The organism is Pseudomonas spirodelae, assembly GCF_034653255.1.
In the GTDB taxonomy this organism is placed as follows: Bacteria; Pseudomonadota; Gammaproteobacteria; order Pseudomonadales; family Pseudomonadaceae; genus Aquipseudomonas; species Aquipseudomonas spirodelae.
Genome location: NZ_JAYEET010000036.1, coordinates 144,746 through 170,907, shown reverse-complemented (window position 1 = coordinate 170,907; position 26,162 = coordinate 144,746). Strand labels below are relative to the sequence as shown.

The following is a 26,162-nucleotide window of genomic DNA, read 5'->3' as shown; positions in this document are numbered from 1 at the left end:
GATGCAGGCTTGGCGCCACGCGCTGATTTGCTCGGGGTACAAGCCCTTGCTGCGGCAGTATTCGCTGAGCTCGATCTCGCTCAAGGCAGCGGCATGTAGCACAGCCGCAAACTTAGCTTCGGCCGGCCAGTCATCGGCGTTGTTCTTGTCTCCGGGCACTACCGCGCCTCCTGCTTTGAGCTTTGTGCGCCAAGCATACAGGGTGGCTTGGGAGATGCCTTCTTGGCGCGACAACTCGGCCACGGACATGTTTTGCGGCGGCAGTAATTTACGGATAAGGGCCGCTTTACGCTCAGGTGAATAGCTCGACATTACAGCTCTCTTTGACGCCCCCGATCTATCGTTTTGATAAATCAGCTCAGGCGACAACTAGCCTGACACCGGGGGCCCCCTTGGGAGCGTCAGAAACACATACAAGCGATTGGGGTAGGTAGCACTGGGCATAATTCTGGCAAATTTATGCCCAGGGTTAGACTGGTTCAGTGCATACCTAAATGCCTCCGAAAGTATTCGCCTGGAAAAGCGCGTCTCGCTCGCCATCGCTCGCACCACACGTTCGTGGTCATCAACTGAAGCGCTCTCGAAGAATGGGGATCCCGCCTGACCAGACCGAATGAAACCGCTCTGATACTCGATAAGCGCATCCCACATATAGCTACCCGCATCTGCCTGGCAGCGAGCAGCCCGCTCCTGGCTGACGCAATACTGCTCCCAGTCACCTTCCATGAGGGCTACGAAATCAACCCCATCTGGGACTTCAGGTAGGACATGCTGCCCTCCCTCGAAGCTCATTTGAAAACGAGCAACCAGTTGTTCTTCACCCGAAACAGTGACTATCGGCACGGAGGTTAAAAAGCGTTCCTTGGCCTTAAAGTACGCGATTAAGTCGGGAACGGTATCGAATTCCTCAAGGATTATGTCCAACGCCATTTCATCCAGCACATGGACAAACCGCTTCTTCCCCACAGGCCAGCCGATACGAAACGGGGCCTGCAAATGCGCACGTCCATCAAGGCTGGTATCAATCATCAAGCTGCCAGAGCTTTGCTTCTCCCAAAACGCATGAGCAGCAGCATGAGACCCTCTCGTCACCGCAATTAGATGAAATGTTGCGGCGGCTGGATCAGGCAACTGGAAGGGGAAAGGAACTGAGCAATCTTTATCCAGAAAAATACGCCCTGGATGAGATTTTAAAAAACTCTCTGCCCCCGTGAGCTGGCGTACTGATTTTTCAACTGCGCTTTTGTACCAGCGCCCCCAGGCGACCTGTGTATCTGGATGCTTGGGAAACGCACAGGCTTTGTCAGAAAAAATCAGGACATGATTGCCAAAGACAACCAAGAGATCACACAACTCTTTGCCATCGCCTTTTCCCTGCGTACGCCCCTCATCGGTGTGCACATTGGAATAGCTCCAAAGACTGAGGAATGCTCTGCGGGCCAGCTTTGCCAAATAACGCTCAGAGTCTGTTTTAGCCTCAACCTCGACCGCCGACTCCCACGCTGTTTTCTCTTCCATGAGCATCCCTAGTCAAAACTATTTCAGAGGTCTAAACCCAATCTGCTTAGCGCATGGTCAAAAAGGCTATCTGAAGATCAAACCGCATCCCCAAAAGCAGCCCGCTCCAACACCTGGTGCTGCCTCTGCCAATCCGGCATATGGCTGGCCACCAGCGCCCAGAATGCTTTGGTGTGGTTCTTTTCCACCGTATGGCACAGCTCATGGACAATGACATAGTCCTGCACGCTGGCCGGTAGCTCCATCACCCGAGGATGAAACTCCAGGGTGTTGTTCGCATCGCAGCTGGCCCAGCGGCTTTGGAAGTGGCGGATTCGAGCACCATTTGCCTGAAGCCCGGTTTCTCGCTGCCAGTGACGGACTCGTACCAACAACTTCTCATGAGCACGATCCCGGTAGAACCGCTCAAGCAATGGCATCAGCACATCGGGCAGGATGCTTGCCCCATCCGGGCTATCCACGATAAAGCGCGAGGCTGTGAAGGTGAGTCGGGGCTTGGGGATATCCGGCGTATGCCGCACCTCGGTGAAGTACGTACGCCCGGCATAGCGTAGGCGGCTACCCGTCACAATGGGCTCGCTGGCCAGGGGCTGATTCACCTGTGCCAGCTTTTCACGAATCCAGCGTGCACGACGCAGCACCAGAGCTTCTTGCTCAGGCTCACCCACCAGCGGCCCGCGCAATAGAACGGCCCGCCCACGTTCTACGGTCACGTAATGGCGCTTGAGTTTGCTATCGAGCTGAAAGTACCACTCGATAGCTGTTTGGCCGTAATTCAATACTGGCATGGGTAACGCCGCGTTAGTTTTTCAGCAGGATATCGAAGATTCGCTTAGCGTGATCACGCGCTACTGAGCGTTCCCAGCCAGCCAGGGGCATCAATACCCCGCGAAGGTGATCTTTAAAATCTGGGTGCGTATCCGGCATTTTCTTCCAGTTTTCAGTCGCCAGCGCACGACTCAGCATTTCATCTTCAAACAGCTTGGTCGTCGCCACTCTTGCCGTGTCTTCAGCCAGTAACTCTGCAAGGTAGTGATACACCGCTGAATGCGCAGGCTTGTTAAAACCGGTGTTGTCCTTGTCCTGAATCCGCTGGCTGAACAGCTCCAGCTGCTCCAGGAACTTGGCCTGGGTAATGCGACCCGCCTTTTCCTCCTCAAGCAGCTTTGCCAGCTCCTCTGCGATCTTGTTGAAGAATGCTGGGTCTTTGTCCTTGCCGGTGACGATGGTCTGCTTCAGCTGGTTTTTCATCACCAGGGCGCGGCTACCGGGGCTGGCCAGTTTCTTCAAACGCTCCATATCGCTGGCATCCAGAATCGACACCTCATGACCCAGCAGGCTCTTCGCCGGGCTGGCCGCGATGTACTCATCCAGCAGCTGTTGCAGCATTGCGGACTCCAGCTTGGTGATGCGCTCTTTGTAGGTACTGCCTGGCAGTTTGTCCCGCAGCATCAGACGTATCTCACCTAACAGGGTGAAGTAGGGCTTGAAAGGAACACCGCGAACATCCGGCAGGATGATGTCCACTGAGCGGTTGAACTGCTTCACTAGGTCGAGGAACTCTTCGACCATGTCCAGTCGGGTTGCAGGATCAAGGAAACGCTCGGCATCGTCTTTGTAGGCCTCACGCTGCGCCACCGGGTCATGCTTTTTCGGCAGCAGCTTTAGGACGCGGTCGAGTGTGGCTTGCAGCTTGGGCAGTTCGGTTTCGACACCTTCCCAGACCTGCGAAGGCTTCACGTCTCCGCCATAAATCTTCAGCGCATGATCAAGGTGATCGACCACTCCGTGGTAATCCACAATGTAACCGGCATTTTTGCCGGGCAAGGTGCGGTTCACCCGTGCAATAGCCTGCAACAGAGTGTGTTCCTTAAGCGGCTTGTCGAGGTACATGGTGCCAACAATCGGGGCATCCCACCCCGTCAGCAGCATGTCTGAAACGATGATCAGCCCGACGTTGTTCGCCTGCGGCTTACCATCTAGCCCCTTAGTCTCTTCACCGTAGGGGAGGGGAAATAGCTTGCTGACAAAGTTACCAATCTGCTCGGAAGGCATTGCAACCGGAGTCTTTCCGGCTTTCACCTCGGCCTTGACCCGCTCCTCAATGCTGCGAATTTTGTCGGCCTCTATCTCGTACGCTGCCGCCTCTTCCATGGCAGAAGCGCCCGTACGGGAAGAGGTGATGCTGGCCAGGGAAATAACCACCTTGCTATCAAAGGTCGGCAGCCCTTTTTGTGCCCGCTCGACCATGATTGCATCGAGCAGATCCTTGTAGCGCACCGCCATATCGCGGCCATCGCATACCAGCATGGCCTTCAAACCTTTGGCCTTTACGCTACCGAGAAAATGCTCGACCAGATGCTCGGCGACCTGCTCCATACGGTCACCGGCCTGACGCCAGCGGCGCAGCAGCTCACGCTTCAGCTCGTGCTGGCGAACTTCACTCTGGTCAGAAAACTGCTCTTTGAACGCGGCATCCAGATCAGCATTAGCCGAAAGCGCTACCCAGGCATCCTGGTATTTGATCGGCAGAGTTGCGCCATCCGCTACCGCTTCATGCAGGCGGTATTCGTCGATGTACTCGCCACCGCCAAACTCGCCCAGCGTGTGTTTGTCCTCTTGCAGCAAAGGTGTGCCGGTAAACGCAATAAACCTTGCGTTCGGCAAGCTGGCGCGCATAAAGGCTGCGAGGAAGTCGTACTGGCTACGGTGAGCTTCATCGACCAGCACATAGAAATTTGGCTTGGTGCTCAGCACTCGGAAGTGCACCTTTTCCCGGCTGATTTCTTCCCACTTGGCCTTAACCGGAACACCGCTCTCATCCACCTCCAGGTGGCGGACATTGCGCTCATGCACGATGAAGAAGTCCTTCTCCTCACGAATCCGCCGGTGGCGGGTCGCTTGCAGGGCATCATCTTCTTCGTCTGGCGTCTCGGCAGCCTTCTCAGTGGGCTGATCGTTCTCCTGGAACTTCTGCACGGTGCTGGTGAACACGCTGCCGTAGTCGTTGGACAGCATCTTCAGCAGGCCATCAACCGACACGGCCTGAATGGCATTGATGCCCACCGCATGGAAGGTGTCGAAGATCTGCTTATCGAGGTCTTTACGGTCGGTCAGCACCAACACGGTAGGGTTGTTTAACCCAGTGCTATCGGCCCGCAGCATGCGCGCGAGCAGAGCCATGGTCAGGGACTTGCCGCTACCCTGAGTATGCCAAACAACGCCGCCCATAGGTTTCGGCGCGCACAGCCGATCCACCGTTTTGCGCACGGCCCGCCATTGTTGATAGCGCGGCAGTTTCTTCACCGTCTTGCCGTCGCGGGTTTCGAACAGCACAAAATGGGTGATCAGTTGCAGGAAGCGGCTCGGCTCGAACAGTGCCCACAGCACGTTTTCTTGCTCACTGGGAGCATCGCCTAAAAGGGCAGCAATAGCCGCAGTCTCCTGCGCCTGCAACCGATAGCGGGCGTAATACGCAGGTTTGGTCAGAATCGCGCCATATAGCCCTTCACGCCGATTCAACCCAACACAGACCTGGTTGAATACAAACTGGGTTGGGAAGGTGCTTTGATAACCATCCAATTGGCCCAGGGCTTCATCGAGGCGGTGATGGCTGGCTTTGCATTCGATGATAGCCAGCGGCAAGCCATTCACAAACAGCAGCAGATCAGGCCGGAAAATATCCCCATCCGCATTGCGCCCCACGTACTGATCGACCACATGGAAGTCGTTGTTGCTGGCATCGCTGGCGTCGAAGAAGCGCACGCTGCGCGGCTTACCCTCGACGTCCTTCACCTGGATATCCGAACGATGCACCACCTGTTCCCAGAAAGTCTTGTTGGCGGGCAACAGCTCATCATTGACGCGTTTGCGTAGCTCGATCAGCGCTGCACTGATGCCGCCAGGCGCGCTCGCCAGCCATGGGTTGAGGATCAACAGCCGAGCCTGCAACACATCGTCCAGTACCGGAGCCAGGTGACGATGCTCAACCTGTACCTGGCTACCGGGCAGATGGATGTAGCCCAACTTAATCAGCCAGTTGATAGCGGGCAGCTCGACCCCGACTTTCTCTGGTGACTGGCTCATTGCTTACTCCTGTTCCTTGGAGGTTTCCCTCGGACGACTGCGATACCAAACCACCGTAGCGCCATTATCGGCTTGGCTTTGCTTACGAATTTCAAACTGCTGCGACGCATGGATGACATGACGCCAGCTTCCGCAGCCATAGTGCTTGGGCGTCTGCTCGGGATAGGTCTTGGCAATCCAGTGAATGGCTTCGAAAAGTGGTGTCCACCCAGCCTGAGCCAGCTTGGTTTCCGCTTCACGCAAGCAATTAGTTATACCGCTGCCAGCCCAATGTACGGTGCCATCCGGCCCAATACCGTTGATAACGAAATCCCTGTACTCCGGGGTCTGCATAAACGACACCATCTGCTGCCGGGCTTCATCCATGGATTTAGCCCAATCGCGAAGCGTCAGGTAATGGCCGTCAATCGTTTCGTTACTTTCATCGAGATAAGACTCGGCGGCTATGCAGCCATCGACACTCCAAAGGTCGAATCGCTGAAGAAAGTGGTGTACCAACTCATTACGTAGGTCGACCAGCTCCTTGAGTGCTGCCTTGGTTTCGGCGTAGTGCTCCTCAGGTAATTCCATCTGACATCGAAAGCTAACCCATACCTGATCAATAGGTTCAGCCTGCTCTGGCTCACCAGCTAAGTCCGGCAGCTTGAGATAGCTTTCGGTCAGCATCCCCACCAAGGTGCCCAAGGTTTTCTTATGGGCACAGGCAACCTTCTCGTCGCGAATCGCCTGAAGTCGTTCCGGAGGGCCACTCAACTCGCTATGGGCCACCATAGCCTTCAGCAACCGCTCATACTGCTGCAACTGCAACATGCAGCGCCCGAGCTTGCGCTGCACGGTGCGCTGAAGGTCAGGCACAGGATCCGAGGGCAGGGGGATGATTTCGTCCATGAAGAAAGACTCAGGTTGTACCGGTAGAGCTGTCGAGCTTGACCCGCCATTCGCCGGTTAGCAGTTTTTGCATCAAGCCGCGCTTAATGGATTTAACAGCACATTGCTTCGCTTCAAGCACCTGAAGTTTGGCGTCAACGCCATCGAGAATCTGACTAACTTTCTGCTGCTCAGCTAACGGCGGCAGAGGAATAGTGATGTTGGCCAACGCGCTCAATCCAAGCGTTTTGTTTCGACCAGCCCCACCTGGAGAGGCCAACGAAAGCGAGGTGATTCCAGCTGGTGTGATCAAGTATCTATAGATATAGGAAGTATCGGCCAGAGATTTGTCCACGTTGCATGTGATGTACCTATGCGAACCATAACGACCATCATCTTCGGGCTTTGCTACTGCTACGGCACCTTCCCATGCAAACACATTTGAAAACAGGAGGTCTCCAGCTTTGATTTCAAATAACCGCTTGTTACCAACCTCAGAGCCCAGCAGCGCTGGCTTATGGAATGTCCCTTTTCCATAAGAACGTAGTCCAAGCTCGGGGTAAGTCGCATCTGGACGGACTTCTACTGGTCGTCGAATTAGCGGGGCAATATCGCCGAGCCGCACTACATCCCATGCGGCAGGAATGTCCAGCGACAGCACAGTTTTCAATTCCGAATGAAGCACCCACTGGCCGCTGACATCTTGGGTGCCCACGCCCCGGCTGAACAGGGTTTGCATCAGGCCCTGCTTGAGTGTCTGGGTGGCTTCGATCTGACGAGCAATCACGTCGAGCTTGTCGTCCATCGAAGTGAGGATGGCTGCGATTTTTTGCTGTTCAGAAAGAGAAGGAAGTGCCAATCCGAATTCACGCAGCGTCTCTAGTCGAATCCCCTTGACTGTAGAACCTGTGCCCGCAGCCTCAATTCGCTCGGCGTTATCCTGAAACCAGTAAAAAAGAAACTCTTTCCTCAGTGATGGCTTAGGAAAAATGGCTTTCAGGTCTTGGTTGATGGCAACATCGCAGTCGAAAATAGCGACACGGCCCAGCGCCATCCTGGTTGGCGTAATCAACGTACCGGCTGGTATCAGATTGGTAGCGCTACCCTTGATGGCTTGAGGTGTTATGTAGTCTTGGGTTTTACTCAATCGAGAACCGACCAAGTCCTTGACGCTTGCCCACGGAATATTGCCCCCCCAATAATCGGCAACCTCCTTGGAAGGGGTTCCTCCGCCAACAATTGATACCACCTCGTCCCCGAGGGTTGTTGCCGTCCAATCAGTAGGCATCCAGCCGAGAGCGGTCTCACTGTACCCCGGCTTCCCCACCAAACTCATGCCTCAGCCTCCAGCAGCCCCAACTCAGCCAGATAGCCGCTCAGACGCCTGTCAATCCGCTCCTCTTCCTCAACCAATGCCGCTAGTTCCGCCAAGGTCTCGACCAGATCGACGGTCTCTTCAGTCTCGCCGTTATCTATATATCGGGCGATGTTGAGGTTGCCGTCGTTGCTGCGGATTTCGTCTAGTGTGACGACACGGCAGTAGTTCTCTACCTCGGTCTGCTGCTCGAACGCGGCCTTGTGAGAGCTAACGATACGGGCGACGTCTTCAACGCGCAGACTATTCTGCACCTTGTCATTACCAAAGTCGGCGCTCGCATCAATGATGATGACTTTGCCCTTGAGCGCCGTCGGCTTCTGCTTGTTCAGAATTAGTACGCAAGCCGGAATAGGGGTGTTGTAGAACAACGCCGGGGGTAGGCCTACGATGGCTTCAATCAGGTCTCCCGGCTGGTTGCCGCTGGCGGCGTCGGTGCCGAACAACAGCCCCTCACGAATCTTGCCTTCCTCACCACTGCGGAACAGCACTCCGTGCGGCAGGATAATCCCCATGCGTCCATCGGCCTTGAGGCTGGCCAGCATATGCTGAGCAAAAGCCAGGTCGGCATAGCTCCGTGGCGGGATGCCATAGATCAACCGACCATAAGGGTCGCTGACCTGCTTGTAGTTGGGGGCCTTGGGCTTCTTGCCACTGTCTTGCTCGTTTTCGTTGCTCAGCTCCAGCGGTGCCCACCAGGACTTGGCCGAGAACGGCGGGTTGGCAATTACCCGGTCAAAGGTCTTCAGATAATCGCCGTCAAGGTGCTTAGGCTCGACCAAAGTGTCGCCGCGCTCAATAGCAGCATGCATGTTGTGCAGGTAAAGGTTGAGCTTAGCGATAGCCCAAGTGCCCAGGTTCTTTTCCTGTCCGAACAGCAGCACATTAGGCTTGCCCATCAGGGTGCCATTGGGAAGGTGGGACACGTGGTGAGCGCTCTCAACCAGCATGCCGCCACTACCACAGGTGGGGTCATACACACTGTGGCCGGGTTGTGGGTCAATTAGCTCAACCACCAATTGCACCACGGCCTTGGGCGTATAGAACTCACCACCTTTCTTGCCGGCATCGTCAGCAAACTGCTTGATCAGATACTCGTAGGCATCGCCCAGCATGTCGGCCTTATACAGGTCGTCATTGCCCAGCTTGTACTGGTTAAAGTGACGCAGCAGGCGCTGCAATGTGGCATCCGCCAGCACACGTTTGTCACCATACTGCGTAGCAGTCAGTACATGTTGCAGCTCAGGGTTGTTGGCCTCGATGGTGGCAAAAGCCTTATCTAAGGCTTCGCCAATGTTCTCGGTGCGCGAGATCAGATCGAACCAGCGGGCACTGATAGGGAACTTGCCCCATTTGTCCTCGATCTCTTCCTGGGCATTGCTGTAGCTCAGGCTTTCGTCCTTCATCAACTTGGTGACACGCTCGTCGAACACGTCGTTGTAACGCTTGAGGAAGAGCAGGCCAAAGATGTAGTTCTTGAAGTCGGAGGAGTCGATGGAACCGCGCAGAATGTTCGCGGATTCCCAAAGCCAGGACTCCAGCGTTTCGAGTGACAGCTTGTCAGCCATGGGTAAATCAATCCCTATAAAAAGCACGACGCCCAGCACCTGGCGATTGCTGCCATGACACATGGGCACATCAGAAAAAAGTGGGCTCGATTGTACAAGTCGTCGCCATTTGGAGCCCGAAAAATCAACCTCCCATGAATGACAAAACCCCGGCAGACCTTTCGGTCAACCGGGGTTTCTTGGCAGGGCAGTGGGTCATTAACTTTGACCGAACCGCTTAACTTTGGCCGAATGGGCAATTAACTTTGCCCACCTACACAGGGTGGCAGGGTGGCAGGGTGGCAGGGTGGCTCAGCATGCAGTTCGTTTTGATGAAGCCGCAAGCCAGTCGCACTCGACTACCCATATCACCATTTTTGAAGGCTGATGGGCGACGCTGTTTTGATCGGCTTAAATTGCCGCGCTCCATTCGCTCCAAAAATCTCCCATATTTTTTCACTCTCAAAACGAGATTTTCCGGGCTGTCCCTGTAGCTTCACTACATACGTCGCTTCCTGGACACTACTAGGCTGCATCTAAAGCACTGATCCAGAATGAAAAACCCCGGCGCTAGGCCGGGGTAGTGACAGATTTTGTCATGACAATAACTCGCACAATCATGACAATTAACCTGCCCGTCGACAAAAAGCTAGAAGTCTAGGTTGGAAACCGCCAGTGCGTTGGTTTCGATAAAGTCTCTACGCGGTTCTACAGCGTCCCCCATCAAAGTGTTGAAGATCTGATCGGCAGCAATCGCGTCTTCAATACGCACCTTGAGCATACGGCGCACTTCGGGGTCCATAGTGGTTTCCCAGAGTTGATCCGGGTTCATTTCGCCGAGACCTTTATAGCGCTGGATACTGTGACGCTTGGTGCTTTCAGCCATCAGCCAGGCCAGCGCCTCTTTGAAGGTGGTGACTGCCTTCTTACGCTCGCCACGCTGCACGTAGGCACCATCTTCCAGCAAGCTGTTGAGCTGATCACCCAAGGTGGTAACGGTTTTGTAGTCGTTACTGGCAAAGAAGTCGCGGTTGAAGATGATGTAGCTGGAGACGCCGTGCGATACCAACTCAACCTGCGGTAGCCATACATGACGCTCCTGGTCTTCGTGCAGGCTGGTTTTGTACACCAGGCCCGACTTCTCCATGCCTTTCAGGCGCGCGTCGAGCAGGCCAAGCCAGTGCTGCATGGCCTCTTTATCCGCCAATTGCTCGGCTTCAACACGTGGGATGTAGACGAAGTGCTCGGTGAGCTCCAACGGGTACAAACGCGACAAGCGATTGAGGGTCTTCATCACCAGGCGGTAATCGTTGACCAGGGTTTCCAGCGCACTGCCGGACAGGCCTGGGGCGCTTTCGTTGACGTGCAGGCTGGCATCTTCCAAAGCCGATTGAGTCATGTATTCCTCCATGGCCTCATCGTCTTTGATGTACTGCTCCTGCTTGCCCTTCTTAACCTTATACAGCGGCGGCTGGGCAATGTAGATGTAACCACGCTCAACCAGCTCCGGCAGCTGACGGAAGAAGAAGGTCAGCAGCAGGGTACGGATGTGCGAACCGTCGACGTCGGCGTCGGTCATGATGATGATGTTGTGATAGCGCAGCTTGTCGATGTTGTATTCATCGCGACCGATACCGCAACCCAGGGCAGTGATCAGGGTGCCGACTTCCTGGGAGGAAATCATTTTGTCGAAACGGGCTTTCTCAACGTTGAGGATCTTGCCTTTGAGCGGCAGGATCGCCTGCGTCTTGCGGTTACGGCCCTGCTTAGCAGAACCGCCCGCGGAGTCCCCTTCCACGATATAAAGTTCGGAAAGGGCAGGGTCTTTCTCCTGGCAGTCGGCCAGTTTGCCTGGCAGGCCGGCGATATCCAGCGCACCTTTACGGCGAGTCATTTCACGGGCTTTACGCGCAGCTTCACGGGCACGCGCGGCGTCGATCATCTTGCCGACCACGAGCTTGGCTTCGTTGGGGTTTTCCAACAGGAAGTCAGAGAAGTACTTGCCCATCTCCTGCTCGACCGCCGTTTTGACTTCGCTGGAAACCAGCTTGTCTTTGGTCTGCGAGCTGAATTTTGGGTCTGGAACCTTAACCGAAATAATCGCAGTCAGGCCTTCACGGGCATCGTCACCGGTAGTGGCGATCTTGTGCTTCTTGGCCAGGCCTTCCTGCTCAATGTAGGCATTCAGGTTACGGGTTAGCGCCGAGCGGAAGCCCGCCAGGTGGGTACCGCCGTCACGCTGCGGGATGTTGTTGGTGAAGCACAGCAGGTTCTCGTTGAAGCTGTCGTTCCACTGCAGCGCCACTTCGACACCAATGCCATCTTCACGTTGAATACTGAAGTGGAAAACTTGGTTTACTGCCGTTTTGTTTTGGTTGAGGTATTCAACGAAGGCACGCAGACCGCCTTCATACTTGAACAACTCTTCCTTACCGCTGCGCTCATCCTTAAGGAAGATACCTACGCCGGAGTTGAGGAACGACAATTCGCGCAGACGCTTGGCCAAGATATCCCAGCTGAAATGGATATTGGCAAAGGTATCTTCAGAGGGTTTGAAGTGGATTTGCGTACCGGTGGTATCGCTATCGCCCACAGGAGCAATGGGTGCCTGCGGAACGCCGTGTACGTAGGTTTGCTCCCAGATCTTGCCAGCGCGGCGAATGGTCATCACCAACTCTCTGGACAATGCATTCACAACGGAAACACCTACGCCGTGAAGGCCACCGGAAACCTTATAGCTGTTGTCGTCGAACTTACCGCCGGCGTGTAGCACGGTCATGATCACTTCAGCCGCGGAAACGCCTTCATCCTTGTGGATATCCACCGGAATACCGCGACCGTTGTCGCGCACACTGATCGACTCATCCGGGTGGATGGTGATGGTGATTTCGCTGCAATGCCCAGCCAACGCCTCGTCAATCGAGTTGTCGACCACCTCGAACACCATGTGATGCAGACCGCTGCCATCGTCGGTATCGCCGATGTACATACCAGGCCGCTTGCGTACGGCATCCAGGCCCTTAAGGACCTTAATGTTATTGGAGTCGTACGTTTGGTTTTCGCTCATGCCTTCACTCCCGGTGGTCGTGGGTCTGGGTAATGCCACCATGTTCCACGTGGAACATGGCAACTGGCGTATCCGTGCGCCAGCCTTCCCTCAACAATTCATGGTCTACACAGGTGATAAACACCTGGCAGTGCAAGTCTTCTAACAATCGGCACAACGCACGGCGGTGCTGTTCATCCAGTTCTGACGGCAAGTCATCCACTAGATAGATACATTGGCCGTGCTTGGCCTGATTGACTAAATGGCCCTGCGCAATGCGCAAGGCACATACAACTAATTTCTGCTGGCCGCGTGAGAGTATCTCGGCGGCATTGTGCGCCCCCAACCGTAGCCGTAAATCGGCACGCTGAGGGCCGGCTTGGGTATGCCCTAATTGCTGATCGCGGGGAAGGGTAGAGGCCAACACAGTGTTGAGCTCACGCTCTTTATCCCATCCGCGGTAGTAACTGAGGGTCAAACCTTCAAGCTCGACTAATTCATTCAGGGTGCGCTCAAAGACCGGTTTCAGGGCCTGGATATAGGCACGCCGGTAACCGTCAATTTCGTCGCTGGCCAGGCACAATTCACGGTCCCAGGCCGCCTGTGAAGCGGCGTCAAGTGTACCATGCCGCAGCCATGAGTTTCGCTGACGCAGGGCCTTCTGCAGCCGCTGCCAGGCGGGTAAAAAACGAGGTTCCACGTGGAACACACCCCAATCAAGAAACTGCCTTCTGATCTTCGGCGCACCTTCAAGCAAACGAAAGCTATCGGGATTAATCAGCTGAAGCGGTAGGGTTTCTGCGAGTTGCGCTGAGCTACGTGCATTTTGCCCGTCGATACGAATCTGAAACTCACCCTGACGATCCCGAGAAACACCCAGGCTGCTTTGCCGACCATCAGACATCTGCACCTGACCGAAGATGGTGCAGGCAGGCTGCTCGTATTGAATAACCGGAAGCAGGCGAGTGCTGCGAAAGGAGCGGGCCAACCCCAGCAAATGAATGGCTTCGAGCAAACTTGTTTTGCCGCTGCCATTGTCGCCGGAAAGGATATTGATGCGCGGGGAGGGGGAGAGGGTCACCGGGTGCAGATTACGCACCGCGGTGACAGTGAAGCGAGTAAGAGACATTCAGCAGTTACAGACGCATCGGCATAACGACATAAGACGAATCATCGTTGTCGGCTTCCTGAACCAGGGCACTGCTGTTGGCATCAGAAAGAATCAAACGTACTTGGTCGGTGGTCATCACGCTCAATACGTCGAGCAAGTAGCTGACGTTAAAACCGATTTCCAACGCACTGCCGTTGTAGTCGACAGCAATCTCTTCTTCGGCTTCTTCCTGCTCAGGGTTATTGGCCTGAATTTTTAACAAGCCAGACTCCAGCTGCAAACGAATACCGCGGTACTTCTCGTTGGACAGAATCGCAGTACGGCTAAAGGCTTCACGCAGCCCCTGGCGATCAGCGACAACCAGTTTGTCGCCACCGCGTGGCAACACACGCTCGTAATCAGGGAACTTGCCGTCGACCAGTTTCGAGGTAAAGGTGAATTCACCCGTGGTGGCGCGGATGTGGTGCTGACCGAGGACGATGCTCACGCTGCCGTCCTGCTCAGTCAGTAGACGAGCCATCTCGAGAATACCTTTACGCGGCACGATGACCTGGTGCCGTTCAACCTGCTCGATGGCAGCGTCCATCGAGCACATTGCCAGACGGTGACCATCAGTGGCCACTGCTCGAAGGATCCCGGTCTGCACTTCCAGCAGCATACCGTTGAGGTAATAACGCACGTCTTGCTGAGCCATGGCAAAGCTGGTGCGCTCGATCAAACGACGCAATTTGCTTTGCACCAGGCTGAAGGTCAGCGAACCAGGGCCTTCCTCAACAGTCGGGAAGTCATTGGCGGGCAGGGTCGACAGGCTGAAGCGGCTGCGCCCCGCTTTGATCAGCAGCTTTTGCTCATCAATACGAATGTCGATCAGAGCATCGCTCGGCAGGCTCTTACAAATATCCATTAGCTTGCGTGCCGGAACGGTGATTTCACCGGACTCAGCAGGCTCTTCCAGCGTGACGCGCCCGACCAGTTCAACCTCAAGGTCTGTACCGGTCAATGACAGCTGCTGGCCTTCAACCACCAGCAGAACATTCGAGAGAACCGGCAAGGTCTGACGGCGTTCCACGACGCCGGCGACCAGTTGCAGAGGTTTCAACAAGGCTTCGCGTTGAATGGTGAAATGCATGGTCTAGTCCCTTGCCTAGTGGAGTTGCGTAGTTAGGTAGTCAGCGTACGCAGCAAATTCTTATAGTCCTCGCGGATGTCCGCGTCGGATTCCTTAAGTTCAGCAATCTTACGACAAGCATGCAATACCGTCGTGTGATCGCGACCGCCAAAGGCGTCACCAATTTCCGGCAGGCTGTGGTTGGTAAGCTCTTTCGACAAGGCCATGGCCACCTGCCGTGGACGCGCAACCGAACGCGAGCGACGCTTGGACAGCAGATCGGAAATCTTGATTTTGTAGTACTCGGCGACCGTGCGCTGAATATTGTCGATGCTTACCAGCTTGTCTTGTAGAGCAAGCAGGTCCTTGAGCGACTCACGGATCAGCTCGATGGTAATGTCGCGGCCCATGAAGTGCGAGTGGGCAATCACACGTTTCAAAGCACCTTCCAGTTCGCGCACGTTGGAGCGAATGCGCTGTGCAATAAAGAAGGCTGCATCGTGTGGCAGATCAACTTTAGCCTGGTCAGCCTTCTTCATTAGAATGGCGACGCGAGTTTCCAGCTCAGGCGGCTCGACTGCTACTGTCAGGCCCCAACCGAAGCGCGATTTGAGACGCTCTTCTAACCCTTCGATTTCTTTCGGGTAACGGTCGCTGGTGAGAATCACCTGCTGACCCCCTTCAAGCAAAGCGTTAAAGGTGTGGAAGAACTCTTCCTGGGAACGCTCTTTCTTGGCGAAAAATTGAATGTCATCGATCAGCAGGGCATCCACCGAACGGTAGAAGCGCTTGAATTCGTTGATTGCATTCAACTGCAACGCCTTGACCATGTCCGCCACGAAACGCTCGGAATGCAGATAAACCACCTTGGCATTCGGATTCTTCGCCAGCAGGTGGTTGCCCACCGCATGCATCAAGTGGGTTTTACCCAGACCCACTCCGCCATAAAGGAACAGCGGGTTGTAACCGTGCTTGGGGTTATCCGCTACCTGCCAGGCCGCAGCGCGCGCCAGTTGGTTGGATTTACCTTCGACGAAGTTGTCAAAGGTAAAGGTGCGATTCAGGTAACTGGTGTGTTTCAGCCCGCCTTCAACCTGCACCGAACGCTCAGTACGCGCAGGCGCCTGCTGACTGGCAGCGCCAGCCATAGGATCAAAACTGGCGCGCGAAGGTTCTGTCGCTACAGGCGCCGCTGTGGCGGTCGACTTAGGAGTTTCAGCAGGTTGAGGAGCAGGTGTGCTGGGCACTACCGGCGGCGAACTGACAACAGCCGCTCGCGGCGCTGAACTGCGTTTGCTGCCTATTAATAAGGAAAGCGCAGGCGCCAAACCGTTGGTCCGTTCAGCGAGTAACTCCAGCAAGCGGCTGAGGTACTTTTCATTGACCCAGTCGAGCACAAAACGATTGGGCGCATAAACGCGAAGTTCGTCGCCAGCGGCTTCGACCTGCAGCGGACGGATCCAAGTGTTGAATTGCTGAGCAGGCAGCTCATCGCGCAGAAGCTCGACGCACTGCTGCCAAAGTTCCACAGACACGGACATCCCCTAAATCGAAAGGCGCGAGGCACAAAAACAGGCGCCATTGTAGCTGTCAGGGCTTGAGTTATCCACATGTAAGCTTGCCGATCCACAAGGAAAATCAGTCTGTTAACTACGCATAAGGCTCGATTAAGGAGGGTAATAAGGTCTGTGGATAACCTTATACAAGCTCATGGGATAAGCCAGGGGTAAACCCAGTGGAAAACCCCCCTGTGGGTAAAATGGCATTCCGTCCCCAGCTTGTGCGCTGCTTCCGCACAGTTGCAACACGCCTTTTCGACAGACTTACCCTTGGCTGAACAGCCCGAATCGCTTGCGCTTCAGGTACTTATGCACAGATAAGTGGCTCACTAAGAGTTACTAACACTACAAAAGATCTTTAAATATTCTCTTCTCTATATTTCTTTATGCAGGAAAGCATGGTTTGAAATTGACCTGACCCTCGGGTTTCTCTAGAATCCCCGGTCTCTTAAAACGGGGGCCATTCCGGCCCGTAGTCGACCACCCAGGTACCGCATCATGAAACGTACTTTCCAACCCAGCACTATCAAACGCGCTCGCACTCATGGTTTCCGCGCTCGTATGGCTACCAAGAGCGGCCGTGCTGTTCTGCAGCGTCGCCGTGCCAAAGGCCGTAAGCGTCTCGCCGTCTAATTTTCGGTATTGTGGTGAGTCGAGACTTCAGTCGGGAAAAGCGTCTGCTAACTCCCCGACAATTCAAGGCAGTCTTCGACTCCCCTAACGGCAAAGCGCCGGGCAAAAATGTCCTGCTGCTAGCGCGCAACAATGAGCTTGGTCATCCCCGTTTGGGGCTAGTGATCGGCAAGAAGAGCGTCAAGCTCTCGGTTGAACGCAATCGCCTGAAACGCCAGATCCGCGAATCGTTCCGTCTGAACCAAGATAATTTGGTCGGTTGGGACATCGTGGTGGTGGCGCGAAAAGGCCTTGGTGATCTGGACAAGGTTGAGCTGGCACGCCAGTTTGGCAAACTTTGGAAACGCCTCGAACGCAGCAAGCCTAGCCCGGAAGCCGATGCAACACCCGGGGGGAACGACAGTCCCCATGCTTAAGCTGGTTTTGCTTCCTATCCAGTTTTACCGCTACGCCATCAGCCCCTTGATGGCCAGCCACTGTCGTTTTTACCCCAGTTGTTCTTGCTACGCGCTTGAAGCCATTGAACACCATGGTGTCATGCGCGGTGGCTGGCTGACTCTGCGTCGGCTGGGCCGATGCCATCCGTGGAATCCCGGTGGCTACGACCCGGTTCCCCCCGCGAAAACCTCCCGTTCCTCTTCGATGGCCGAATAATCATGGATATTCAACGCTCGATCCTGATCGTCGCCCTGGCAATCGTGTCCTATATGATGGTTCTTCAGTGGAACCAGGATTACGGTCAAACTGCCCTGCCGACTGAAATTGCCACGACTAGCAGCACGGTACCTGGCTTGCCAGATACAACCACTGCGAACTCAAACTCAGCTGGCGGCGACGATATTCCGAGCACAACGACTGCCGTTGAGCCAAGCGCAATCAGTGCTGTCTCCACCGCAGCCAACGATGAGCTGATTCGGGTGAAGACCGATGTGCTGGATCTGGCCATCGACCCGCGCGGTGGTGATGTGGTGCAACTGCGTCTGCCGCAGTACCCGCGTCGTCAAGACCGTCCAGACGTACCGTTCCAGCTGTTCGATAACGGCGGCGAGCGCACTTACCTGGCACAAAGCGGGTTGATCGGCAGCAATGCGCCGGACAAATCCAGCGGTCGTGCCCTGTGGAGCAGCGCGCAAAAAAGTTATGAGTTGGCCGATGGTCAGGATCAACTGCAAGTTGATCTCACGCTCAGCGAAAACGGCATTAATTACATCAAGCGTTTCACGTTCAAGCGCGGCCTGAACGCTGAATGTTCGGCCAAAGAGCAGTTGCTGAAGAAACCCGGTTGCGTGGACCCGTCCTCCTACCAGATAGACGTCAGCTACCTGATCGATAACCAGAGCGCTCAAGCTTGGAGCGGCAACATGTTTGCCCAGCTCAAGCGCGATGGCAGTGGTGATCCATCGTCTACTACGGCAACTGGCACAGCAACCTACCTCGGTGGTGCCCTGTGGACGAGCGAAGAGCCGTACAAAAAAGTGTCGATGAAAGACATCGATAAACAAGCCTTCAAAGAAACCGTTCAAGGAGGCTGGGTTGCCTGGCTACAGCATTACTTCGTCACTGCCTGGATTCCAAGCAAAGACAGCACTAACCAAGTACAGACCCGTAAAGACAGCCAAGGCAACTACATTGTCGGCTTTACCGGCCCGGCCATTCAGGTTGCTCCCGGCGCTCAGGGTGAAACCAGTGCAATTCTGTATGCCGGCCCGAAGCTACAAGGCCATCTGAAAACCCTGTCACCTGGTCTTGAGCTGACTGTCGACTACGGCATTCTGTGGTTCCTGGCTCAGCCGATCTTCTGGTTGCTGGAACATATCCACAGCCTGCTGGGTAACTGGGGTTGGTCGATCATCGTTCTGACCATGATCATCAAGCTGATCTTCTTCCCACTGTCTGCCGCCAGCTACAAATCCATGGCACGTATGCGGGCTGTCGCACCTAAGCTGGCTGCGCTGAAAGAGCAGTTTGGCGACGATCGGCAAAAAATGTCCCAGGGCATGATGGAGCTGTACAAAAAGGAGAAGATCAATCCGCTGGGTGGTTGCTTGCCTATTTTGGTACAGATGCCCGTATTCCTGGCGCTCTACTGGACCTTGTTGGAAAGCGTTGAAATGCGCCAAGCCCCTTGGTTGCTGTGGATAACTGACCTGTCGATCAAAGACCCGTTCTTTATCCTGCCGATTATCATGGGGGCCACCATGTTTATTCAGCAGCAGCTCAACCCGACTCCGCCGGACCCGATGCAAGCCAAGGTTATGAAAATGATGCCAATCATCTTCACCTTCTTCTTCCTCTGGTTCCCTGCAGGTCTGGTTCTGTACTGGGTGGTCAACAACGTCTTGTCCATTGCGCAGCAGTGGTACATTACGCGCAAGATCGAAGCCGCAGCCAAGGCCGCAGATGCCTAAGCCGTAGGCGCTTCTAAGCTGTAACAAACGCCCCTTTTCAGGGGCGTTTTGCTATGTCGACTCAGGAGAACCGCATGCCAACCGTGACTGAAACCATTGCTGCCGTCGCTACTGCCCAAGGGCGTGGCGGGGTTGGCATCGTGCGTGTATCCGGTCCTATGGCCGGCCAGCTTGCCGCGGCCATTTGCCAGCGCGACTTAAAGCCACGCTACGCACATTACGGCCCTTTCTTTGCCGATGCCGAACAGGTGCTGGATGAAGGATTAGCCTTGTACTTCCCGGGACCGAACTCCTTTACCGGTGAAGATGTACTGGAGCTGCAAGGGCATGGCGGCCCCGTGGTACTCGACTTGTTGTTACGCCGCTGTGTACAACTCGGCGCGCGCTTGGCGCGACCGGGTGAATTCAGTGAACGGGCCTTCCTCAATGACAAACTCGACCTGGCTCAGGCCGAAGCCATTGCCGACCTGATCGAGGCCAGCTCTGAACAAGCCGCACGCAATGCCTTGCGCTCACTGCAGGGCGAGTTCTCCCGACGAGTGCACGGCCTGACTGAACGCCTGATCAACCTGCGGATTTATGTCGAAGCGGCTATCGATTTTCCTGAAGAAGAAATCGACTTTCTCGCCGATGGGCATGTACTCAGCCTGCTCGAAGGCGTACGCAACGACCTCGCTGGCGTGCTGCGTGAAGCCGGGCAAGGTGCGCTGCTGCGCGATGGCATGACGGTGGTTATCGCCGGTCGGCCCAACGCCGGTAAATCCAGCCTGCTCAATGCCCTGGCTGGGCGCGAAGCGGCCATCGTTACTGAGATCGCCGGCACCACACGCGATGTCCTGCGCGAACATATCCACATCGATGGCATGCCACTGCACGTAGTGGACACCGCTGGCCTGCGCGATACCGAGGATCAGGTCGAGCGGATTGGTGTAGAGCGTGCGCTCAAGGCGATTGGGGAAGCCGATCGCATCCTGCTGGTGGTCGATGCCACAGCTCCGGAAGCGAACGATCCCTTTGCTCTGTGGCCCGAATTCCTTGATCAGCGCCCTGATCCAGCGAAGGTCACCCTGATTCGCAATAAAGCCGACCTGTCGGGCGAGTCGGTGGTACTGGAAGTCTGCAATGACGGCCACGTCACCATCAGCCTGTCGGCCAAGTCGACTCAAGGCCTGGACCTGCTGCGTGAACACCTGAAGGCCTGCATGGGTTATGCACAGACCTCAGAGAGCAGCTTCAGCGCCCGTAGGCGTCACCTGGAGGCACTGCGCAAGGCCGCCACTCACCTTGAGCATGGCCATGCTCAGTTGACCCTTGCTGGTGCCGGAGAACTGCTCGCGGAAGACCTGCGTATGGCGCAGCAGGCCTTAGGTGAAATCACCGGGGCCTTTAGCTCCGATGACCTGCTGGGGCGGATCTTTTCCAGCTTCTGTATCGGCAAGTAGTCACCGCGTCGGTTAGCGACGGATACCCTCTCTTCTCGCCTTAAACAGCGCCTATTTCAGCAATATCGTCCCATCAACGGCACGATATTGCTGAAGGAACACGCCTCAACGTGCTGTTTTTCGTCGTTCATATCTTCCGTCTGTAACTGACCCTTCCTAAGCCTCTTGCCCACAAATTTCTTATGCATGCCGTTCGCGGTAGGCGTTTGTGTGGGCGAAAGGTACATCCCCAACGATTTATTTCTGTGGCTAAGCCCTGTGGAAAACTCGGCCTAAGCCCTGCTCATAACCCTGTGATAAAACGGAGGATAAACGCCCCTGTGGATAACCATCACTTTCATCCACAGCTTGCGTACGGCAATTGAACAGGCTGAATGCAGGATTGGCACAACCTTTCAAAACTCTGTACATATTGATTTTATTGGTCTGTAGCAATCTATCCACAGAAAAGCCGTTGCTCATTAATAAACATAAAAACAAAGCTCTATAAAAATTCATTCTTTTAATCTTTATTAACCGCTTGGTTAAAAAGGCCCTCAGGTCGGCTGGCTATTTTTTGTGCAAAAGGCTTCTTTCACACTGGCGAACTGCCTATACTTGCCGCCTTTCCCGCTTTTCAATCCAAAAAGCCCCCCATTTCTCAACAGGCACGAGGTGCGTGGTGGATTTCCCTTCCTGTTTTCAGGTGATCGTCATCGGCGGCGGTCATGCCGGTACCGAAGCTGCACTGGCAGCTGCACGCATGGGGGTAAAAACCCTGCTGCTGACTCACAACGTGGAAACACTTGGGCAGATGAGTTGCAACCCAGCCATTGGCGGGATTGGCAAAAGTCATCTGGTCAAGGAAATCGACGCCCTTGGCGGTGCTATGGCTGAAGCCACAGACCGCGGTGGTATCCAGTTCCGTGTACTGAACAGCCGCAAAGGCCCAGCTGTTCGTGCCACTCGTGCTCAGGCTGATCGCGTGCTGTACAAAGCAGCCATTCGTGAAACCCTGGAAAACCAAGCCAACCTGTGGATATTTCAACAGGCAGCCGATGACCTGATCGTCGAAAACGACGAAGTCAAAGGCGTGGTAACGCAAATGGGCCTGCGTTTCTTCGCGGATTCCGTGGTGTTGACCACCGGCACCTTCCTTGGCGGACTTATCCACATTGGTCTGCAGAATTACTCCGGTGGTCGCGCCGGTGATCCACCCTCGATTGCCCTGGCGCAGCGTTTACGCGAGTTGCCGCTGCGCGTCGGCCGCTTGAAAACCGGAACACCGCCCCGCATCGATGGCCGTTCGGTGGATTTTTCGCTGATGACCGAGCAGCCGGGTGATACCCCAACGCCGCTGATGTCTTTCCTCGGTCGCGCTGAACAACAACCGCGTCAGGTCAGTTGCTGGATTACCCACACCAACGCGCGTACCCACGAAATCATTGCGGCCAACCTCGATCGTTCACCGATGTATTCCGGTGTAATCGAAGGCGTCGGCCCGCGTTACTGCCCGTCGATCGAAGACAAGATTCACCGTTTTGCCGACAAGGACAGCCATCAGGTATTTATCGAGCCCGAAGGCCTGAATACCCATGAGCTGTATCCAAATGGTATTTCCACCTCGCTGCCGTTCGATGTGCAATTGCAGATCGTGCGCAGCATCCGCGGTATGGAAAACGCGCATATCGTCCGCCCCGGCTACGCCATTGAGTACGACTACTTCGACCCGCGCGATTTGAAGTACAGCCTGGAAACCAAAGTGATTGCCGGGCTGTTTTTCGCCGGGCAAATCAACGGCACCACCGGTTACGAAGAAGCCGGTGCGCAGGGTTTGCTCGCCGGTGCTAACGCCGCACTGCGCGCCCAAGGCAAAGACAGCTGGTGCCCGCGTCGCGATGAGGCGTACATCGGCGTGCTGGTCGATGACCTGATTACCCTGGGGACCCAGGAGCCGTACCGCATGTTCACCTCGCGCGCCGAGTACCGGTTGATCCTGCGCGAAGACAACGCCGACCTGCGCCTGACCGAGAAAGGCCGCGAGCTGGGTCTGGTCGATGATGTGCGTTGGGCGGCGTTCGCCGCCAAACGCGAAGCCATCGAGCTGGAAGAACAGCGCTTGAAAAGCACCTGGGTGCGCCCGGGCACGACGCAAGGCGATGCAATTGCCGCGCATTTCGGCACCCCGCTGACCCACGAATACAACCTGCTCAACCTGCTCGCGCGCCCGGAAATTGATTACGCCGGGCTAGTAACTATCACCGGCGGCGGTGCGCAGGACCCGCAGGTGGCCGAACAGGTCGAGATCAAGACCAAATACGCCGGTTATATCGAGCGTCAGCAGGACGAAATTTCCCGCTTGCGCGCCAGTGAAAACATCGCGTTACCGCTGGATATCGACTACGCAGGGATTTCCGGGCTGTCTAAGGAAATCCAGCACAAGCTTGGCAACAGCCGTCCAGAAACCCTCGGCCAGGCCTCGCGGATTCCCGGCGTTACCCCGGCAGCGATTTCTTTGCTGCTGATTCACCTAAAAAAACGCACTGCCGGTCAGCAGTTGGAGCACAACGTTTGATGTCGTTGGTCACTACACGTCACGCCGAAGAGTTGCGCGAAGGCGCCCGCGAACTGGGTGTCGAACTCAGCGTCGAACAGCATGAGCAGTTGCTCGCCTATCTGGCATTGCTGATCAAGTGGAACAAGGCCTACAACCTCACGGCTGTGCGCGATCCGGACGAAATGGTTTCGCGCCATCTGCTCGACAGCTTGTCTGTGGTCGAATATGTGCGAGTGGCTGGGGATAACTGGCTGGATGTCGGCAGCGGCGGTGGTATGCCGGGTATTCCTCTGGCCATTCTGTTTCCCGAGCGCCAGTTCACCCTGCTCGATTCAAACGGTAAGAAGACGCGCTTCCTGACTCAGGTGAAGCTCGAGTTGAAACTGGCCAACCTGCAAGTTATCCACAGCCGCGTTGAGGAATTCACCCCAGCTGTTCCATTCAGCGGGATTTGCTCGCGGGCGTTCAGTTCACTGGAAGATTTCAGCAACTGGACCCGCCATCTGGGCGATGGCAATACCCAATGGCTGGCGATGAAAGGCGTGCACCCGGATGATGAACTGCAGGCCCTGCCTGCGGATTTCCGCCTCACCGCCACCCATGTACTCAAGGTTCCCGGTTGCCAAGGTCAGCGCCATCTGCTGATACTGCGCCGCTCGGTTTAGGGGGAACGGCAGCATGGCTAAGGTATTCGCAATCGCTAACCAGAAGGGCGGCGTGGGTAAAACCACCACCTGCGTCAACCTGGCGGCTTCCCTGGTCGCGACCAAGCGTCGCGTATTGCTGATTGACCTTGATCCACAAGGCAACGCCACCATGGGCAGCGGTGTGGATAAGCATGCGCTTGAGCACTCGATCTACGATGTGCTGATCGGTGAATGCAACCTGGTTGATGCCATGCAGTTCTCCGAACATGGCGGTTATCAACTGCTGCCGGCCAACCGCGACCTGACCGCTGCCGAAGTGTCGCTGTTGGAAATGAATATGAAAGAAAGCCGGCTGCGGAATGCGCTGGCACCGATCCGTGAGAATTACGATTACATTCTCATCGATTGCCCGCCGGCACTCTCGATGCTCACCATCAACGCCCTAGTGGCTTCCGATGGCGTGATCATCCCCATGCAGTGTGAGTATTACGCGCTTGAAGGCTTGAGTGACTTGATCAACAGCATCCAGCGCATCGCTGAGTTGCTCAACCCAAGCCTGAAAATTGAAGGCCTGCTGCGCACCATGTATGACCCGCGCATCAGCTTGACCAACGATGTCTCGGCGCAGCTCAAGCAGCACTTCCCTGACACGCTTTACCAAACCGTAATCCCGCGCAATGTGCGACTGGCCGAGGCGCCAAGCTTTGGTATGCCGGCGCTGGTGTATGACAAAAGTTCCCGCGGGGCCATTGCCTACCTGGCGTTGGCCGGCGAATTGGTCCGCCGCCAGCGTGTTAAAGCGCGCGGCGTAACCGCATAAGGAAATACCCATGGCTGTGAAAAAACGAGGACTGGGACGCGGTCTGGATGCCCTACTGGGCGGTTCCAGCGTCAGCGCATTGAAGGACGAGGCGGCGCAGGTCGACAGCCGTGAACTGCAGTACGTGCCACTGGATTTAATCCAACGCGGCAAATACCAGCCACGTCGTGACATGGACCCCACCGCTCTGGAAGAACTGGCGCAGTCGATCAAAGCCCACGGCGTGATGCAGCCGATCGTGGTGCGGCCGATTGGCGACGGGCGTTTCGAAATCGTCGCCGGTGAACGCCGTTGGCGCGCGAGCCAGCAAGCCGGTCTGGACAAGATCCCGGCCATGGTCCGCGAACTGCCGGATGAAGCGGCCATCGCCATGGCGCTGATCGAGAACATCCAGCGTGAAGACCTCAACCCCATTGAAGAAGCGATGGCGTTGCAGCGTTTGCAGCAGGAGTTCCAACTGACCCAGCAGCAAGTCGCCGACGCTGTGGGTAAATCACGAGTAACCATCAGCAACCTGCTGCGCCTGATTGCCTTGCCAGAAGAGATTAAAACCCTTCTGGCCCATGGCGATTTGGAGATGGGCCATGCCCGCGCTTTGCTCGGTTTACCGGCCGAACAGCAGACCGAAGGTGCGCGACACGTTGTCGCACGCGGCCTCACTGTGCGGCAAACCGAAGCGCTGGTTCGCCAGTGGTTGAACAGCCAAGACAAGCCCGCTACCGAGGTCAAAGCCGACCCGGACATCATCCGCCTGGAACAGCGGCTGGCCGAGCGCCTGGGCTCGCCGGTGCAGATCAAGCATGGGCAGAAAGGCAAAGGTCAGTTGGTGATCAGCTACAGCTCGCTGGATGAACTGCAAGGCGTGCTCGCTCACATTCGTTGAAACAATTGCACGTGTAGCGACTAGTCGGAAATCACTACCCAGCTGTTGAATGGGGGGTGAACCGCCCCTATACTCTGCGCGCATTTCGTCGGCACAAACTATGCCAAGTTATTGATTTAAGGTGCCGGCGCCCGAGTTCAGCTTTCAGGAAAATCCGATGGACGTTCGCACGCCGAATCGCCTGCCCTTCCATCAGTTAGCTGTTTTTCCGGTACTGCTTGTGCAGCTCTTGGTTGTGCTGCTTCTGGCTCTGGTGTTGTGGCTGTGGCTAGGCACCGTAGCGGGTTACTCTGGGTTGTGTGGCGGCTTGATTGCTTGGCTACCGAATGTGTATTTCGCCCACAAGGCGTTCCAGTTCAGTGGAGCGCGGGCTGCTCAAGCCATCGTCCGGTCTTTTTATGCCGGTGAGGCGGGCAAACTGGTTTTAACGGCAGTGCTGTTTGCATTGACCTTTGCAGGTGTGAAGCCTTTAGAGCCGCTGGCGGTATTTGGCGTGTTCTTCCTGACCCAACTGGTCAACTGGTTCGCACCGCTGCTAATGAAAAAAAGACTTTCGAGACCTTAAGGCGTTTGAGG

The 26,162-nt window shown here is 55.6% G+C and carries 21 protein-coding genes; 10 read left to right on the top strand and 11 right to left on the bottom strand.

The annotated features are described in order from the left end of the window. From SOP97_RS11555 to dnaA, 11 genes are all read right to left on the bottom strand, one after another. Positions 1-312: transposase (locus SOP97_RS11555; protein ID WP_322949274.1), on the bottom strand; the 312-nt coding region annotated here is incomplete at its 3' end. Between the two features lie 57 nt (positions 313-369). Further along, on the bottom strand, positions 370-1,518 hold the full coding sequence (locus tag SOP97_RS11550; protein WP_322949273.1) for a hypothetical protein: 1,149 nt from the start codon (positions 1,516-1,518) through the stop codon (positions 370-372). A 77-nt stretch (positions 1,519-1,595) separates the two neighbouring features. Beyond that, positions 1,596-2,306 (bottom strand): YgjP family zinc-dependent metalloprotease, encoded by a 711-nt coding sequence (locus tag SOP97_RS11545; protein ID WP_322949272.1) that lies wholly within the window; start codon positions 2,304-2,306, stop codon positions 1,596-1,598. A 13-nt stretch (positions 2,307-2,319) separates the two neighbouring features. After that, on the bottom strand, positions 2,320-5,604 hold the full coding sequence (locus tag SOP97_RS11540) for a type I restriction endonuclease subunit R (RefSeq protein ID WP_322949271.1): 3,285 nt from the start codon (positions 5,602-5,604) through the stop codon (positions 2,320-2,322). A gap of 3 nt (positions 5,605-5,607) precedes the next feature. After that, positions 5,608-6,492 (bottom strand): OST-HTH/LOTUS domain-containing protein, encoded by an 885-nt coding sequence (locus tag SOP97_RS11535; protein WP_322949270.1) that lies wholly within the window; start codon positions 6,490-6,492, stop codon positions 5,608-5,610. Positions 6,493-6,502: 10 nt separating this feature from the next. Continuing rightward, positions 6,503-7,807, bottom strand: coding sequence for a restriction endonuclease subunit S (locus SOP97_RS11530; protein WP_170050584.1), 1,305 nt, complete (start codon positions 7,805-7,807; stop codon positions 6,503-6,505). After that, positions 7,804-9,414: a type I restriction-modification system subunit M gene (locus SOP97_RS11525; protein WP_170050583.1), complete on the bottom strand. Its 1,611-nt coding sequence runs from the start codon at positions 9,412-9,414 to the stop codon at positions 7,804-7,806. The genes SOP97_RS11530 and SOP97_RS11525 overlap by 4 nt, the downstream gene beginning before the upstream one ends. A 628-nt stretch (positions 9,415-10,042) precedes the next feature. Beyond that, positions 10,043-12,460, bottom strand: a complete 2,418-nt coding sequence (gene gyrB / locus SOP97_RS11520) for a DNA topoisomerase (ATP-hydrolyzing) subunit B (RefSeq protein ID WP_274088511.1) — start codon at positions 12,458-12,460, stop codon at positions 10,043-10,045. Between the two features lie 4 nt (positions 12,461-12,464). Beyond that, on the bottom strand, positions 12,465-13,568 hold the full coding sequence (gene recF, locus SOP97_RS11515; RefSeq protein ID WP_322949269.1) for a DNA replication/repair protein RecF: 1,104 nt from the start codon (positions 13,566-13,568) through the stop codon (positions 12,465-12,467). 7 nt (positions 13,569-13,575) lie between these two features. Beyond that, a complete protein-coding gene (gene dnaN, locus SOP97_RS11510) occupies positions 13,576-14,679 on the bottom strand; it encodes a DNA polymerase III subunit beta (RefSeq protein ID WP_090240948.1) in 1,104 nt (367 codons plus the stop codon). Between the two features lie 32 nt (positions 14,680-14,711). Then, positions 14,712-16,193, bottom strand: a complete 1,482-nt coding sequence (gene dnaA / locus SOP97_RS11505) for a chromosomal replication initiator protein DnaA (RefSeq protein ID WP_322949268.1) — start codon at positions 16,191-16,193, stop codon at positions 14,712-14,714. Positions 16,194-16,715: 522 nt separating this feature from the next. Between dnaA and rpmH the strand changes: the two genes are divergently transcribed. From rpmH to SOP97_RS11455, 10 genes are all read left to right on the top strand, one after another. Then, on the top strand, positions 16,716-16,850 hold the full coding sequence (gene rpmH, locus SOP97_RS11500) for a 50S ribosomal protein L34 (protein WP_090240950.1): 135 nt from the start codon (positions 16,716-16,718) through the stop codon (positions 16,848-16,850). A 14-nt stretch (positions 16,851-16,864) separates the two neighbouring features. Further along, positions 16,865-17,266 carry a ribonuclease P protein component gene (gene rnpA, locus SOP97_RS11495; protein ID WP_322949267.1) on the top strand — a complete coding sequence of 134 codons (402 nt, stop codon included), beginning with the start codon at positions 16,865-16,867 and terminating at the stop codon, positions 17,264-17,266. After that, positions 17,259-17,504, top strand: coding sequence for a membrane protein insertion efficiency factor YidD (yidD, locus tag SOP97_RS11490; protein ID WP_322949266.1), 246 nt, complete (start codon positions 17,259-17,261; stop codon positions 17,502-17,504). Before rnpA ends, yidD begins: the two co-directional genes overlap by 8 nt. 2 nt (positions 17,505-17,506) lie before the next feature. Further along, positions 17,507-19,258, top strand: a complete 1,752-nt coding sequence (yidC, locus tag SOP97_RS11485) for a membrane protein insertase YidC (RefSeq protein WP_322949265.1) — start codon at positions 17,507-17,509, stop codon at positions 19,256-19,258. A 74-nt stretch (positions 19,259-19,332) separates the two neighbouring features. Then, positions 19,333-20,700 (top strand): tRNA uridine-5-carboxymethylaminomethyl(34) synthesis GTPase MnmE, encoded by a 1,368-nt coding sequence (gene mnmE, locus SOP97_RS11480; RefSeq protein ID WP_322949264.1) that lies wholly within the window; start codon positions 19,333-19,335, stop codon positions 20,698-20,700. Between the two features lie 661 nt (positions 20,701-21,361). Then, complete coding sequence (gene mnmG / locus SOP97_RS11475) at positions 21,362-23,254, top strand: tRNA uridine-5-carboxymethylaminomethyl(34) synthesis enzyme MnmG (RefSeq protein ID WP_322949263.1); 1,893 nt, start codon at positions 21,362-21,364, stop codon at positions 23,252-23,254. Further along, positions 23,254-23,901 carry a 16S rRNA (guanine(527)-N(7))-methyltransferase RsmG gene (gene rsmG, locus SOP97_RS11470; RefSeq protein WP_322949262.1) on the top strand — a complete coding sequence of 216 codons (648 nt, stop codon included), beginning with the start codon at positions 23,254-23,256 and terminating at the stop codon, positions 23,899-23,901. The genes mnmG and rsmG overlap by 1 nt, the downstream gene beginning before the upstream one ends. Before the next feature lie 13 nt (positions 23,902-23,914). Further along, positions 23,915-24,703, top strand: coding sequence for a ParA family protein (locus tag SOP97_RS11465; RefSeq protein WP_274088521.1), 789 nt, complete (start codon positions 23,915-23,917; stop codon positions 24,701-24,703). Positions 24,704-24,713: 10 nt separating this feature from the next. Continuing rightward, positions 24,714-25,586, top strand: a complete 873-nt coding sequence (locus SOP97_RS11460; RefSeq protein ID WP_274088522.1) for a ParB/RepB/Spo0J family partition protein — start codon at positions 24,714-24,716, stop codon at positions 25,584-25,586. Positions 25,587-25,743: 157 nt separating this feature from the next. Then, complete coding sequence (locus SOP97_RS11455; protein ID WP_274088523.1) at positions 25,744-26,151, top strand: F0F1 ATP synthase subunit I; 408 nt, start codon at positions 25,744-25,746, stop codon at positions 26,149-26,151. The last annotated feature ends 11 nt before the right edge of the window (positions 26,152-26,162 follow it).